This is a genomic window from Acinetobacter sp. YH12108 (genome assembly GCF_013419055.1).
GTDB lineage: Bacteria > Pseudomonadota > Gammaproteobacteria > Pseudomonadales > Moraxellaceae > Acinetobacter.
Map to the genome: position 1 here is coordinate 1 of NZ_VPAW01000023.1, position 16,119 is coordinate 16,119.

Sequence of the window (16,119 nt, forward strand, 5' to 3'; positions counted from 1 at the left end):
CTGCAACTAGATTTTCCACTTGTTCTGGTTCATCGACTGCAACCAGATTTTCCATTTCTGCAATCATAGCCAAAGGATCTGATTCATCTGCTGCAACTAGATTTTCCGCTTGTTCTGGTTCATCGACTGCAACCAGATTTTCCATTTCTGCAATCATGGCCAGAGGATCTGATTCATCTGCTGCAACTAGATTTTCCGCTTGTTCTGGTTCATCGACTGCAACTAGATTTTCCATTTCTGCAATCATGGCCAGAGGATCTGATTCATCTGCTGCAACTAGATTTTCCGCTTGTTCTGGTTCATCGACTGCAACCAGATTTTCCATTTCGTCATGACTAAATTCAGTGTCATCAACTGCAATAAGGTTTTCCGTTTGTTCTGGTTCATCTACTGCAACTAGGTTTTCTATTGGATTTTCAGCACTAGCTTCCACCTGGCTAAAGAAGTCATCGACAATATTTTGCGCTTCAGTATCTTCTTCCCATTCAACAGCCCCAAAGAATTGATCGACCACTTGTAGACATTCTTCAGGTTGTGGATTTTCAGGATCTTCAAAAACTGTTTTATCTAACTTAAATTCAGGGATAACTAAGCTAGAAATATCTATCTGTTCAGCCTGTTCTACTGTAGTAATTTCAGTTATACGTTTTTCAATTTTTGCCTTATGCAGCTTTACGTCTAAATCAGGAATAGGAATTGAAAGTTCCAGATCCTCAAAGGCAATTTTTTCTAATTGCTTGTGAGTTGGAAAACCTTTAATTGCTTTCATGCTAGGAGAAACGGACTTTAGGCGATCCACAAAAGCACTGTCATTAAAATACTTAGCCTTTTCACACATGATAGGTTTTGTATTTTCCATAAAGATAATTTCTTTATCTTGCGACAATTCTTTTAACTCTTGAGGGAGCATTAAAGCTCGTCTTTGATCTGATTCATTTTCTGAATTAGAGCCACCTTGCCCCCATGCCATAGAACGGCTTTGGCCTTTAGATTTTGCTTTAAAAGTGAAATAGCCAAGCATTTCACTATATTCATTAGCATCTCGTTGTTCTCTAGGCGGGTAAACGATCTGCAAAGCATGGTTAGTTACAAGCCCCCTAGTTTGAGTTTTATAAACGTCCTCTAACTGGCCAATAGACTGAATAATTGTTAATAAACGAATGTTATAACCCGCAATAAATGAGTTAGCGTCTGCAATTTTCGCGACTTTACCGACAGCCGTTGCTTCATCATTCACGACTAGGCACTGGTATTTCAAAGATGAATCTTGTTGTGGCAGTGTTTTTAGATTCACATCAATTAAGAGTGAATAGAACAAATTGATTAAGTTCTTAGCATCCCCTAAACGGTTTGGTTGAACACCAAAATAGATAGACATTCTTTGTCTGCGTACATCTTCAAGTTTAAAGTCACTTGATGAAGTTGCAGCGTCTACAATCGGGTTCGCAAAAATCGTTAAAGGTGAGGTAAAAGTAGAAATGATGTTACCGAGCGTATTGTCTGGTGAACTTAAAAAACGGTTTAAAGCATCTAGGCAAGTATCACTAAGCGGTTTATCACTTTGCGCTCTTTCATCAATAATAGATCTAATATGATCCTGAATTGGCTTTCCTTTACCTGAACTCTGTCTTAAAACCTCGCCCATAGTTACAGGCAGATCTTCAGTTTCAAATAGATATAGGGCTAATCCAAGAAATAAGTTATTAGCATTGTCATTCCAGAAATCGGTTTTAGCATCACCAGTCACAGGGTAGAAGCTTCGACCAATAGCAAGAATTTCACCTACTCTAAAATTTTCGTCATGACTAACTGTATCAAATGGATTCCATTTGTGAGATTTTAGATCTTCAGAAAATGGGCTGAATAGATAAACTTTCTGGCCATTCTTAGCACGAAATTTAGAAGTTAATAGGAAGTTTTCAAGCTTCAAATCCAATACAACTACACTATCCGAATAGTTTAGAAGGTTAGGAATAACAATCGCTACACCTTTACCGCTTCGTGTCGGAGCAGCCAGAAGTACAAATTGCTGACCGCCAAGCATTAAATATTTATTATGATATTTCCCTACTAAAATTCCCTTATTTCCCATCAATCCAGATTTCTGAATTTCTTTTGTTGTGGCAAATCTGGCATCACCATGTAACGACTGTTTTTTATTAAACAGACTAGCAATGACTAAAGCAGGGAGAACAAAAGTGATAAATAGTGCAGCGATCAAGGCACCTTGCAGCTTTTTCTTTTGTGCAGGTACATTGTGTGCATATAAATCCCAATAATACCCCCACGTTGTCAGATTCACTTCAGGAAATGGATTGGTCTTATTAGCTAAGTAATAAAGAACACCGGCCAGATATTTAGTAATAAAGAAACCAACGACTGCTAGAAAAATCGCAAGGAGTAGAATCAGGATCTTTTTATTCATGCTCGATCCCCGACAATAATTTCAGCATCACCAAATTGAGCCTTAACTTTAGAAACAGGATCAAATTTGATTTCAGAAATAAAGCGTTCTTTACCTATTAAATTACTTTCATCATCATATTTTTTCTTCACTTCAACATGAACAATAATATCAATGGTTAAAGCAACTAATTCCTTTAGTGTAGTGGCATCGTAGATATTTGCTTGTTCATGTTCTTTGCACATAAAGACATAGCGATCATAAGCCAGTGAACAGCTTTCAGCGTGATAACTTGTAATAGATCCACTGTGACCAGTTGTAAGCAATTTCAGAAAGTCAAAAGCTTCTCCACCACGTAATTCAGCAAGTAATACACGGTCTGGCTTCATACGCATATTACTAGCGATCAGATCAGATGGAGTTACCTTAGCTTTACCTTGACCACCTTTAGAATAAAGTAGGTGTACCTTGTTTTCATGTGGAACAAAAAGCTCACGTACATCTTCAATAGTGACAAGACGTTCATCTTTAGGAATGTACTGACAAATTGCCTTCATGAAAGTGGTTTTACCAGAACCAGTATCACCAACAACTGCAATATTTTTCTTACATTGAACAGCGAATTTAAAAAATCCCTCAAGATCTTTGTTTTCTAAAAACTGGACTAGCTTAATATCTTCAGTACGTAATACAGGTTTAAACTGCTCAAACTCTTTAGATTTCCCATATCTGAAGTGGTCAAAAAAGCCTTGATCTTTATATTCCTGAAATGATCGGTTTGACTCGTCAGGAATACGGATCGTCATTGATACCGTTCCATTTTCAATGGCTGGCGGTAGAACAATCTGAATACGCTCTCCATCAGGCAATTGAGCAGACAATATAGGGTTTTCTTGGCCAATCCGTTGATTGGTATAGGTAGCAATAACATTAGCTAAAGCTGTTATTTGCCCCATTTCCAGATTTATAGAATGCTTTTCCCATCCTTTATTAGATTCCGTCCAAACTTCGTTAGGTGCGTTAATTGCAATTTCAGTCACCCCTTTAGTTTTTAAGAATTTTTCTAATGGAAGTAATAGCTGTCTAACCATTACATCCTTGCTTAAAACATTATTTTGCGCGGAGTTCATACACACCTCTGAAATCAATATCTTTTGCCACATAAATTGAAGCTACATCACCCTGATTTTTATAAATTGTTGGCTTGATATTGATTGTTTCATTCAACACTGTTTCAGCCATTGATTTACCCATGTCTGAAGTGTTTTGAAGCATATAAGGAGTGCTATTGTTCCCACCTGTTTCTTTAGAAATACCGTAAGCAATAGCGTCTTGAACTAAAGAAAGCATAAACGCTGCACCGATACGTGCGCCCCAACGGTTATCCACTCGACCACTTAAACCACCTGTTCCTAAATGGTCTGCTGCGGGAGAATCAATATCGACAATAACACCATGCGGAGTTTTTAAGCGTGACCAGATGATACCTAAACGTCTTTGGCCTTGTGCTGCAATACTTTTGTATTCTCCAATGACTTCAGATCCCGCTTCAGCAAGGACTACACGACCATTATCAGAATAAACAGGTTGTGGAAGGACACATGAAGCCATACCGCCAATTTCTGAAACGACTTTAACTGACAGGTTGCAACGGATTACACGACCTTTAGCAATTAAGTAATTTCGATCCCCAATAAACCTAGCCTGGACTTTATTAGAGGAATGATTAGCCATGTTAGTTGTAGCTTGTTGTGGCTGATGCTGCTGCATAGGTTCATCATCATCATGCGCTAAAGACATCAAACCAGATCCAGAGAAATTACCAGAACGGCTATTACTATTCTGATCCTGTTCAAACTGTTTCATCATGCCTGTTACTTGGTTATAAGCTGCTTGATGATTCATGCTTGACGGCTGGCCAACCGCCCCGCCTTGTTGTGAAGGATTGACAAAAATCCCGCCACCGTAACGGCTTCCATTATTTAAAGGTACATATTGAGCTTGTTGTTGTGGCTGTGGCTGAATTACTACAGGTTGTTGATTTGCTGCTTGCTGTTCAACTACTGGCGCAGCTTCAGGCTGTCTTAAAATCTGCTGACCATTTTGGCATTGAAAAACCAACATGCCGTTATAAGTTAAAGCATTGCCGTTATTGTCTGTTAGCTGTCTAGGAATACTTTGATCCTGACAGGCATCTAGGCTTTGAAATTGAGCATTTTGACCTGCATCCGTTGGCATAGGATCAGTATTAGTAAAATCCCTTCTTTTAGCTGAAGCATCTAGGCTTGGATCTATCTGATTTTCTTTTAATTGGGCTGCTTCTTCAGCATCACTACTATCTGAAAAGAAGTTATAGGCAAAGACCGCTATAACAGTAAAAAGTACTGCCATAACTGCAATAAACGCTATTTTTTTACCTTTTCCATCTTCCTGATCCCCACGTTCATTGACAGAAACAATGCCATTTTCTGATTCGTTAAATTCTTCATCAGGAGCTTGTTGATCATCTAATGGTTTTTGATCATTAATATTCATTAGTTCATATCCCCAGTAATGACACGTTTAACACCCTCTACAGTAGTGCCATCTTGAGGAGCAACACCGACAGGATCATAAGATTCATTGAAAATGCTCACTACGCCTTTTCCTTGACGTAAAACAAATTTTTTAGCTAGAGCTTCAACAATCAAAAGTTTTGGATCTTCTTTACTGATATGGAAATTAACTTTTTCTTCCCCTTCCGTACCTTCAATAAATACGACTGGAATATCAGTATTTCCTTTAAATCGCATATAGGTAAAACGACCGTCATCAAATAGCATTTCTGGAACAAAGTGCTTCCCTTTGCTGTTTGCAGCTTGACGATAATTCCAGTTTTTAGGGATAGGCGCAGCATTAGCTAAACGATGCTGTAAAACCAAAAATTCAGTAAGTTGGCTTTCTTCTTTTAATTGTGCTGCATAAGCGTTATAGCGTTGAGCTTCTTCCTGTTTACGTTTTTCTTCTTCTTCTTGTGGATATTTAAAGACAACACGATACATCGGTTTTTCTTTGGCATTATTTAGAACTTGAAAATCAAAACTATAATCACGCTTATTAGTGCGTAACTCTAAGTTATTCCGAGTAGCCTTATCCTTTGGCTTCACCCATACTAAATTTGATCCAGTATCCGCAAAAATACACCAATTGGTGTCATCCTTTTCACAGTCTGAAGGGTATCCAGTAGCAGCACCACGCTCTAAAATTCTTTCACCTTCACCTAATACAATGCGGGTTACAGTGCCTTTTTTGACAGTAATTCGATAAACATCATTAGGAACATAATTGATTGTTCTAATACGTGAATCGGTAGGCATAGCTTTAGGCGTAATTGCTGCATAAGAGATCCCATGCACCGCCAAACCCAAAGCAAGAATTAATTTTTTCATGTAATGATCCTTTACATTCCTTGTTGAGCTTGTGGCTGAACAGCAGCCCCGCCTTGTTGAGCTTGTGGCTGAACAGCAGCCCTGCCTTGTTGAATCGGAACATAGACTTGCTGACTAGGTTCAACAACCGCAGCTTGCGCTACAGGTCTGTTAGGAGATAGTTCAGGATCGACACGATAGCCCACGACCTTAAAGCCGAATGGGTTTTTAATTAGATCTTTTTCTACCAGTTTATTTAGATTGTTCGGAGCATATTCATATCGAATACTTGCAATATAATATTGTGGCTGTTCATCACGATTAGCTTCGACTGAATGCAAAGTCTTAGTGAAGCGGACACTAGCAGTAAAACCTGTTTCATCCTGATTAGTCTGGACAGAAATCACATCAACTTTTAATTCATATTTTTTGCCGTATTTTTTATCTCTTGCACTATCACCTTCATAGAGTGAAGCAAAGTCATTACCGACCTGATTACTACTCATAGTCATGACTAAATCATAATCTGGCTGTAATAACGGATAGAAATAACTCTCACGGGCGGTTACATAACGAGTAATGTTATTTTTATCAATTAATTCTTGTTTGCCTTTTACTTGCTGATCATCAACAACGCCCACGTATTCAACATTTCCTTGAGCTTTATCTACTGTGAAAACAACAGGTACAGTCTGGCGCATTGGAGCTAATGTCACTAATCCAATGGCTTCTAAGACGGCCACGCCCACCGCTACTTTTGCAATAGTCCAAGCTTTACGTTCTGACTTAGCCCGCATCGCAATAAGATCTGCTTCCCAATCCATAGCTTTTTCATAGCTTTTAGCTTCTTCAGCAGCAGATACTTTTTTAAGTTTGTTCATGATAGACCCGATAGACCCTATTAGAGTTATTTCTCTAAGTATGCCAAAAAATATAAAAATCGTAAACCAAAATAATATATTTTGGTTTTATAAATTCAATGTTTTCTGAAAAATTGCAAAAAAAATACCCATTTCAAAAGAAATGGGATTTTTTTTAAAAGTTTAGTTACCAGAGTAGCCGTCAAGAATGTTGCCTTTTTGGGCAGCACGTTTTAATCGGCCTTCAATTTCAAGCTGTTGTGCTGCATCTTTTTGAGCTTGCGCCTGCGCCTGCATCAAAGCAATTCGGTTTGCATCATTAGCAACTTGTGACTGTTCCGCTTGAATCCTAGCCTGTAACTCAGCGATAGCTTTAGCATCAGTAGTGTTATTGATCTGTTTACGCAAATTATCAATCTGTTCAGTACGCAGATCCGCAACGCCTAACGCTTGCTGATTTAAAGCCTGTGTTTGTGCATTGTTATTTAATGCAGCTTGACAGGCTTTATAGTTCTGGCCAGTTCTTGAAGCACAGTCATAAACCATTGTGGCATCACGAATGTTTCTAGCTGCTGAAGTCATACCATTGACACCGCCTTGTTGGATGCCTTTATAAATGTCAGCAACATCACTTGGAATCACGTCTTTAAGATATGGATTATTGACAGCATCACCGAAACCACGAATACCAGTAATGGAATCGTATTGCTGTTTTGCCTGTTGGATCTGGTTCACCATCTGATTGTATTGCTCACCCCAAGCCACCATATTTTGAACAGCTTGAACAAGGTTAGCACCGTCAATGACAGGAATACCTGTAGCATTGGCTTGACCACTAATAAACAAAGATGAACCTAAACCCAAAGCTAACAATTGTTTTTTCATTAGAAAAATTCCTATTTGTTTCTTTTGAGGTTAGAGAGAGTGTGTCGTTGATATAACGGCTTAGATCCTCCTGTATTCGAGCTATTGGAATTATTAGAGCTGCTAGAATTCCCTTGAACACTTCCCCCAGTGGTAGGAGTAGCTGAAGCACTATCAGATTTTGAATTATTACCGCCACGACCTTTAGTAATTGCTTGAGCTACAGCACGACCGACACCTTGAACACCCGCCCCACCTGTTATGGCTGAAGCCATCGTTGGAATGTTCCACATGATCACTACAATAGTTCCCGCAACAATACAGAGGGAAACTACAGAAGTAAGAATGTCACCCGCATCAAAGTTATTAGCGATTTGCGTACACATGCCTGAAACGAAAGCAAAGAGCATACTGATAATTGCGGTGATAAAGCCTATGGTGAAAACATAGCTCAATGTTTGAGAAAGCCAACTTTCAAAATATTTTTGTGTAGCAGGAAACATTGCACACAGAATGAATATGGGACCAACGCCTAAACAAAGTTGCAGACTGATTTTTGCCAGTAAATATAGGCCAGTACCAATGAAGAACAATAGGAATTGAGCGACAGAAACAACAGCAGCAGATAAATACAAGCCAATATCAGGGAAAATGCCAGAAGCTGATTCAGCTTCCTCACCTAATTTTTGGATTAATTCACCCCACGGAACGCTCACTTGATCCAGTAAAGCACCTAACGAAGTTTCACCACCTGGACTAACAATCTGAATTAAACCGATAGCCAATCCGTTAATAGCTTCAACAACAAAGGATTGATAGACTCCAGCACTTAAAGCAATTCCACCAACAAAAGCGATCTTAAAAAACTTCCATAAAGCGGTATAAATAGAATCTTCTTGTGCACCAGTCGCAATATTGTAGCCAATGATCAGGATATAAATTGTTGCAGCAGTCAAAGCTATAGGAACAATTGCAGAAGCGATATTACTACTAACACCTGTCACGTAACTTGCTAATAGAGAATCAATTTTTGTTTCTAATGTAGTAATAATTGCCATTGCAATCCCCTATAAATCCTTAATTATTTTGAATCTGGGTTATATCCATCAAGGATATTTCCAGATCCTTTTTTGGTTTCTGCTTTTACTGGTTTTTGAGGTGCAGAAGGATCATATTCATCAAGAATATTGCCCTTTTGGGATGCTCTAGCCTTGCGCTGCTTCAGTTCTTCTTGCTGTTCAGCAGTTAAGTCTTGAGGTTTTAATTGTTGTGCAGCCTTCACTTCTTCTTTTAACTGCTTAACCTGTTCCTTATCATCAGAACATGCAGTTGTTAAAGTAGAAATAACCAACAAACTTGATAGTGCTAAAAACTTAGTCATGACTAAGCAACTCCTTTTTCTGAAATTAATTTTTTACGTTCTGCGATCCGTTGTAAGAAAAGTTCGCCCCAATCGTTAGGATCTTCACCAACTTCATTCATGAGATTTTCGAGAAGTTCTACATTATCCTTAGAGCCTGAAATAATCTGTAAAACGTCACGCATTTCGCCTAGATCCATTTTGCAGAGTGCGGAACGGCTACCCTGCTTAACTAAGAACATGCGTGAGTTTTCTTCTAGCTCTTTAATAATTTCAAATTCTTGCGGAGTGACCTTAAAGCCGTTTACATAGTCATCGTAATCAGCACGAGGATTAGGTAAAAAGATTTGAGTAACGCTTTGTTCAACCATTGTTTTACCAATGTCAGAATCTAAAACGTCACTTGGGGATTGCGTCATAAAGACACCTAGACCATTCAATTTACGAATAGTTTTCTGCTTATCTTTGGCAAAATCTTTGAAATATTCATCTGTTAATGGCTTCCAAAACTCGTCCATCCAGTAAATAAACGGACTACCATCAATCAATGAATCTGTGATGTGTAATAGATAAGCCATGATTGGTGTACGGACTTCAGGATCATCTAAAAATTCCGTGTAGTCATAACCAAAGATTGGCATTTTGGCTTTAGAAAAGTCTTGAGTATCGTATGGATTATCAAAGACCCAAGATAAATTTCCGTCATGATCAGCAGTGTTACACCACTTAGCTAAACGATCCTGAAGCGAATCGCCCCCGCCATTTACTTTCAGATTCATATATAAAGCTGAAAGTCTGCGGAGTTCTAACGGCATATCATCACGCATAATGGTACGAACAGCCTGACTGATTTCCAGATCTTCGGCAGCATTACGAACGCCACCTACCAGAATTTTTACAAGCTTTTCTACAAACTGAATATTTGTTTCAGTCGGTGGTAGCTGCAACGGATTAAAGCCAGTTGGTACACCACGCTCTAAGGCATAGTATTGACCCCCAATCCGTCTAATCCCAATTTCTGCGCCCCTATCTTTATCAAAGAAAACACCCTTCAGATTTTTATACTTACAAGCAAACATCATCATGGCCATGACTAGGGTTGTTTTCCCCACACCAGTTGTTCCAATGACACACGTATTACCTGGCATCTTGTCATCTGTAGAATCTTGCTTATCAGGGCTGACATGATGATTAAAGTAAAATGGTTGGCCACTTGGAGTTTTAAATAAAGCTAGTGCTTCACCCCAAGGATTGCCGTCACGCTTACCTCTTGCGAAGTTATGAAAAGGGCTTAAAGCAGAAAAATTTAGGCTTGTGAGATATGCTTCTCTTGGACGCATATTAAAGTTACCCGCTAATTGCGAGAACCATGCACATTCAGGAACAGTATCAATTACAGCCATTTTGAACCCTGCTTCATCTGATAAAGCAGTTCTGGCACTCGAAACATTCAGAGCAACTTGATTTGGTGAATCACCAAAAATCGCAAGCGTATAGTGATATTCGCCTAACTGGAAATTCCCGCTATTAGCTTCACTCATAGCCAGATCAATATCACGAATCTCTTGATCTGAAACGTCCTCTACAGAATTTAGCTGTCCTTTAATTGTTTTTAATTTATCTACAGCATCACGCTTGCCATAAACCGTGAAACTTTGAGTTTCAATGTATTCATAGTTTCCATACAGGATGGAATTGCACATTCCTGATTCTGATAAACGTGGAAATTCTTGAATATCCAGAAAGCCTACATATTTTTGAGCTTCAGGATGTTTGATCTGTAAATAGCCGTTTTTGTCACCAAAGAACAAGCGACTACTTGGAATATATTGATCAAGATTAGCTTGTCTTAAAGGGATTTCTTCCCAAACTCCATTAGTTAAGAAACCAAGCAGATTACACATTTCGGAGTAGACAAAACCTTTCTTGGTATAGGTCGCCAGACGTTCTGGATTGTAGTGATATAGACTTGCTTCAACCTGTTTGGCTACATCATCCAAAATATCCAGATCCCGCTTAATCTGCTTTTTCAGGGCTACTGGATCACGACTAGCTTTACTCTTAAAAATCTTTGTTAATCTGGAAATTTCAGGACGATAAAGAATTGTTAAATACAATTCAGTAGCCATCTGTTTATTCTTTTCACCCTGAAACTGCTGATAATATCTTTCATTAAAATCAGCAATAAAATCATTTTCATAAACGCCATTTAGACGTTCATTAACTCCCCTACGAATCTTATGCGTCCAAACAGCAAAGTGACCGCCACCTAAAGCACGATAAAAATTATTTAATCCTTCTTTACGGATTCTAATAATATCGGCTTCAACTGTTTCAAACGAAATGCCTTCTAATTTCCATGTAGCAATGTATTCACCATTTTTAAGCTTAATAACATTGTTGGAAACATGATTACCAAACGGCAGATAGTCTGAAATTGCGACTTCAGCATTTGCGCTATCTTTAACTTGCTGTTTTGAACGCATGATATTGTTATTTCCTTTTCTTTAATTTAAGTGGCGAAAATGAGATTGCTCCCCATTTTTGATGGTTCTGGATCTGTTTCCCTCTTATGCGCCACCGCATCAATACTTGCTTTAATCGTTGGTCATCTACTTTTGTTATTGCCCGCATCCAGAAGTAAATAGGCACATAAATAGCTGCTATAAATAAAGTCACATAGGCACTAAGTAGATAAAAAGACCAACCCGCTAAAAGAATTGCTACCCCCGTCACCAACAAAAAAGGCAACATTGGAACGCCAAAAAGCATGGCAGGACGAGTGCAACCCCTGAAAATTGGATCAGAAAAATTCGACATTAGTTAATCAGCCAAGCAGCGATACCCGCAGCACCACCTACCAAAATCCCCCCGATAACGATGTTAGAAATGTCTGACCACTTCGCTTGTTGCCAAGCCAATTTAAAGCCAGCCCACATGATAGTGATGGTAAATACAGTTACAGCCACACCCGCTAAGACTGACTGAACATTAGCCATAACCGTATTAACTTTTGAGATTTGAGCAAAAGCAGGGCTTGAGATTAACGTCATGAACAACATCAATACGCTTGCTTTGATACCAGTCGTTTTAGTCGTTGTTATTTGCGTTTGATTTGCTTTCATTATTTTCTCCAAGTGAAGCAATTAAGACCTAGCGCATTAAGCACCAAGAACAATATTTTTGGAAAATCAAATATTGTTCATTGGTACTGTATATTTAATATATTACACTAAGTTTTAAACTTTTTGAAAATATTTTAAAAGATCATAGAAGATTTTAAACTTTTTTCTTTTTCTTTAATATTTGTGCCGTTAGTTAAGAAAAATGAAGGTCGTTTCTCCACTACTGGAAGGCTTTGAAGTTCTGTATTTTCGGTATATCCATTGGAGTTAGGCATATCTGCATTAGTAGCAAAATATGCAAGCTGTTCTGAGCTATTCATAGGAGGTGAGGGAGGATTGAATTTTACAGGCATGGTATTGAGTGAACCATTAGCAAAATAATTCAAATTTCTTGATACTTTCGCTACATACCCATTTCTAAATCCTGATGAATGGTTGCCAGTGTTATAGCAAGACATAGCTTTATAAATATCTTTGCCTTTTGCCCTATTTCGGCAGTCATTAAAGATAAATTGCATTGCGCTTAGATTAGTGCAGGGATCAAAAACTTGCTCGACACTAAGATTTAATCTTTTGAAATTAGCACTATTAATTTGAGCAAAACCAACATCAATATTTCGTCCCTGGCTAATTAATCTTTTGGCCACAGATACAGCTTCTTCATAGCTAGTCGGCTGTTTTTTAAGACCTGCGGCACGATTAACCCCTATCGCAAAAGGATTAAATGAGGATTCAGATTTAACAATTGCAGACGCAATATTTACATCAACTTGTGGCGCACATTGTTGTGCCAAAACTACGAAATCAATCATTACTTTTTCACCTCAAATTTTGGCTTACCTTTTTGATCTGGATAAGTAGCGGAGCACCCATTTTTATAGTTGGTACACCCCCAAAAATAGCCATTTGCCCCATTGATCCGTCTTAAATCACTGGCACATTGAGGACATGAATAGACTTCAAGAAGTGGCTTTTTATTAACTTCAGGCAAAAAGACTTTGCAATCTGTTTCCCGATTAGGACAGAACCAGATCGGATCTTTACCTTCTTTTTTGGATCTGAATAATGGCGTTGAGCATTTAGGGCAAGGATATTTGATTTTCTCTACTGGCTGACCTTTCTTGTCATCCATCGAGTGCTTACATTCCTGATCATTGCAGATCCAAAAAAATTCTTTAGTTTGCGAATTTTGGAATTTATTTAAGCGACCTGTTTTACATTTAGGGCATGAATGAATAACTTTTTCGACTGGTTTACCCTTGTCGTCATTCATCGAGTGCTTACAGTCCTCATTGCTACAAATCCAAAAAAATTGATTGGTTTTAGTATTCTTAAATTTTTTTAACTGGCTTTTACACTTTGGACAAGGTATTGCGTTTATAGCTGTCAGTTTTGAAGCTGTACTTAGCTCTTGAGCAAGTTGAGTGTATAAGGCAGAAACAACCGAATTATATGAAGTTTCACCAGATGCAATTTTATCTAGCTGCAACTCCATCTCTTTTGAATAGTGCAGATCCAGAAAGCTAAACTTAGCTTTTAACAGACTACCAATTAGATCATTCCCTAATTTAGTTGGTTTTAAGACTTTCTTTTCTACCTCCAGAAAGCCCTTATTCAGAATATTGGCCATAATTGATGAATAAGTAGAAGGGCGACCAATCCCGCAGCTTTCCAATTTTTTAATTAGTGAAGCTTCTGTATAGCGTTTTGGTGGCTTAGTTTGTTTTGCAATAACTTCACCGCTTTCAACATCAACAACAGAACCAACTTCTAAGACCGGCACCACGCCTGAAGGCTCGTTTTCATCTTCATTCAGGCAGTCTTTACCAAAAACCATCCACCCTTTTTTTATTAGCTCACGGCTTTTAGCATGGAACTTATATTTTCCATCTTCAGACAGTAATTCCAAAGTAACGGCTTTATATTCAGCTTTGGCCAATTGACTTGAAATAGTACGTTCCCAAATCAATTGATATAAAGCTTTTTGTTCTGGTGACTTTCCTAGATCTTTATCAGTTATGTGAACAGGTCGGATTGCTTCATGGGCGTTTTGCGCCCCATCTTTTTCCTTAAACTTATTAGGCTTTTCAGGTAAAGAAAATTGATGTTCATTAGCATAAGCAAAGATTTCTTCTACACTTTCATCAGCTATGTTTAGGCCGTCAGTCCGAATGTAAGTAATTGCCCCTTGTTCAAATAATGCCTGTGCTGCTTTGGTTGTTTGTTGAGGGCTAAAGCCTAACGCTACACTAGCAGCTTGTAAAAGTAGGGCTGTAGAGAAAGGAGAAGGAGCATTTGAATACTCTGTTTTTTCAGTGCAGTTTAAAACTTTAACTTTCTTAGTTTTTGCAACTTCTTCAGCTAAGGAACGATCTAAAACATAAGGCTGATCCTCAGTTACAAATTCCGTTGTAACCCATTGCGAGATCCATTTTTTAGGCTCTTTATCAAAACTCAAATTAACGCCAAAGTGGTTAGTAACTTTGAATTTCTGGATTTCGATTTCTCTAAGGACAACGATTAAAACAGCAGGAGATTGTACCCGCCCCGCAGATGAAGGCTGACCCATAAGATTAGATGCAATAGGGGAAACTAGATAGCCCACCAGACGATCTAAAGCCCTACGTGCTTCTTGAGCATATACAAGCTGATAATCTAAACCACGCCCATTATTAATGGCTTCTTTAATAGCTTTTTCTGAAATTTCATTAAATTCTATTCGTTCAAATTGACCATCTTCCAGACCTAAACATTCTTTTAAATGCCATGAAATAGCTTCACCTTCCCTGTCTGGATCGGTAGCTAAATAAATCTTGTCTGCTTTATTCAAAAAGGCTTTTATTTTTTCAATACGTTTTTCGCCACCGTCAAAAGTTCTGTCATTAACTTTGGCATCAGGAATAAATGAATATTCCATTGCAAAATCATTGGCTATATCAATACCTAAGCCTTTTCTTGGTAGATCCCGAACATGGCCAACACTGGCCACAACTTTAAAATCAGATCCTAAAAAACTTCCAATTTTTGAACATTTGTTAGGAGATTCAACGATTACAAGATTCATGGGTTATTTCCAAATTGTGAAATTTAGGAAACTCGAAAGCCCACAAAGAAAAGATGAATATAAGAAAGCAACTACTTGAAATTTAGTGAAATCTACAAGGATTTCTAAAAGCAGTGCATCTTGTGGCATGAAGCACACAAGATAAACACATGAAATAACTAGAAAAAATTTTAAAAAATTTCCATATTTATTTAAACTTATAGCCATTTTCTTAAATACCATCTTAGGACTTTAAAGAATACAATCCAAAATATACCATATTGGAAATGGCTTTTGTATTTTTTTACTTGATTCTTATTATTTTTACTTCTTCTGTATAAATTTTTTCTTTCAAGAAATCATTAAGCCTAGTCAGATCCTTAAAGATCCTAGCTTTATCTTTTTCTCGTCTTGTTGTTAAAGTCCAAACCTTTTGGCCTGACCATGCCAGTTTTGCTGTGATAAAAAATCCACCCTCAAATTCATTAATAATTAACTCTTTAATAAATCCTTGTTTATTAGATTCCTCTAGCACCACCTCTGAAATAGAAAAATCAGGATCAATATTTATAAAATCAGTCATCCATAAAACCTTTTAAAGCACCCATAACAAAGGTGCATTATCATCAATTTAGGTAATCTTGGTAAAGTTTTTTTAAATAATTTAAAGAAATTTTAAATGTTTTAGCTAAATTCTGCTTTAGTCATGACTAAAAACCTCGATGCTTGGATAAAAGCTGCAAGCTGCAGCGTTTATCCAGGCATCTATATTACCTATCTAATCCAGATCCATAGCACATATATCAGAGCAAAGTGTCTACTTTGCGAACTGACGCAATCAGTTAAATTTTCCCTTCCCTGATTACCGTTGATTTTCAAGTGAGCTTTAAAAAGCTGTGCTTTTTAAATGGCGACCGCAGAAAATAAACTGCTCCCATTTGATCTAGTAGCGGGATTTTAATAGTACACAGTACATAATATGAGGTTATTAAAAGGGTTATAACCCCACGTTAAAACATACTATTACAATGCTACTTCTCATAAATGGCGACCCGA

General features: G+C 37.8%; 14 protein-coding genes. All 14 read right to left on the minus strand.

What is annotated here, in order from left to right; genetic code table 11:
• On the minus strand, nt 1-2,425 hold a 2,425-nt coding region (locus FTU46_RS13085), incomplete at its 3' end, for a type IV secretory system conjugative DNA transfer family protein (RefSeq protein ID WP_257224660.1).
• A complete protein-coding gene (gene virB11, locus FTU46_RS13090; protein ID WP_034429306.1) occupies nt 2,422-3,534 on the minus strand; it encodes a P-type DNA transfer ATPase VirB11 in 1,113 nt (370 codons plus the stop codon). The genes FTU46_RS13085 and virB11, both read right to left, overlap by 4 nt.
• Nucleotides 3,515-4,939 (minus strand): type IV secretion system protein VirB10, encoded by a 1,425-nt coding sequence (gene virB10, locus FTU46_RS13095; protein WP_163167839.1) that lies wholly within the window; start codon nt 4,937-4,939, stop codon nt 3,515-3,517. Before virB10 ends, virB11 begins: the two co-directional genes overlap by 20 nt.
• Entirely contained in the window at nt 4,939-5,832 is an 894-nt protein-coding gene (locus FTU46_RS13100) for a TrbG/VirB9 family P-type conjugative transfer protein (protein ID WP_111034401.1), read from the minus strand. The genes virB10 and FTU46_RS13100 overlap by 1 nt, the downstream gene beginning before the upstream one ends.
• Nucleotides 5,833-5,843: 11 nt before the next feature.
• Entirely contained in the window at nt 5,844-6,692 is an 849-nt protein-coding gene (locus tag FTU46_RS13105) for a virB8 family protein (protein ID WP_015060279.1), read from the minus strand.
• Between the two features lie 162 nt (nt 6,693-6,854).
• On the minus strand, nt 6,855-7,556 hold the full coding sequence (gene virB5 / locus FTU46_RS13110) for a P-type DNA transfer protein VirB5 (protein ID WP_004644764.1): 702 nt from the start codon (nt 7,554-7,556) through the stop codon (nt 6,855-6,857).
• An 11-nt stretch (nt 7,557-7,567) separates the two neighbouring features.
• The gene (locus tag FTU46_RS13115; RefSeq protein ID WP_168408998.1) at nt 7,568-8,593 is read right to left on the minus strand and encodes a type IV secretion system protein; all 1,026 of its coding nucleotides are present in this window, start codon (nt 8,591-8,593) and stop codon (nt 7,568-7,570) included.
• A gap of 23 nt (nt 8,594-8,616) precedes the next feature.
• Nucleotides 8,617-8,916, minus strand: coding sequence for a hypothetical protein (locus FTU46_RS13120; RefSeq protein ID WP_015060281.1), 300 nt, complete (start codon nt 8,914-8,916; stop codon nt 8,617-8,619).
• 2 nt (nt 8,917-8,918) lie between these two features.
• Complete coding sequence (locus FTU46_RS13125; protein ID WP_005248723.1) at nt 8,919-11,381, minus strand: VirB4 family type IV secretion/conjugal transfer ATPase; 2,463 nt, start codon at nt 11,379-11,381, stop codon at nt 8,919-8,921.
• Between the two features lie 7 nt (nt 11,382-11,388).
• A complete protein-coding gene (locus FTU46_RS13130; RefSeq protein ID WP_005407440.1) occupies nt 11,389-11,715 on the minus strand; it encodes a type IV secretion system protein VirB3 in 327 nt (108 codons plus the stop codon).
• The gene (locus FTU46_RS13135) at nt 11,715-12,020 is read right to left on the minus strand and encodes a TrbC/VirB2 family protein (RefSeq protein WP_004644768.1); all 306 of its coding nucleotides are present in this window, start codon (nt 12,018-12,020) and stop codon (nt 11,715-11,717) included. Before FTU46_RS13135 ends, FTU46_RS13130 begins: the two co-directional genes overlap by 1 nt.
• A gap of 134 nt (nt 12,021-12,154) precedes the next feature.
• On the minus strand, nt 12,155-12,832 hold the full coding sequence (locus FTU46_RS13140; protein WP_068550239.1) for a lytic transglycosylase domain-containing protein: 678 nt from the start codon (nt 12,830-12,832) through the stop codon (nt 12,155-12,157).
• Nucleotides 12,832-15,084: a type I DNA topoisomerase gene (gene topA / locus FTU46_RS13145; protein WP_034686384.1), complete on the minus strand. Its 2,253-nt coding sequence runs from the start codon at nt 15,082-15,084 to the stop codon at nt 12,832-12,834. Before topA ends, FTU46_RS13140 begins: the two co-directional genes overlap by 1 nt.
• Before the next feature lie 283 nt (nt 15,085-15,367).
• Nucleotides 15,368-15,646 (minus strand): hypothetical protein, encoded by a 279-nt coding sequence (locus tag FTU46_RS13150; protein WP_005248732.1) that lies wholly within the window; start codon nt 15,644-15,646, stop codon nt 15,368-15,370.
• Nucleotides 15,647-16,119: the final 473 nt, after the last annotated feature.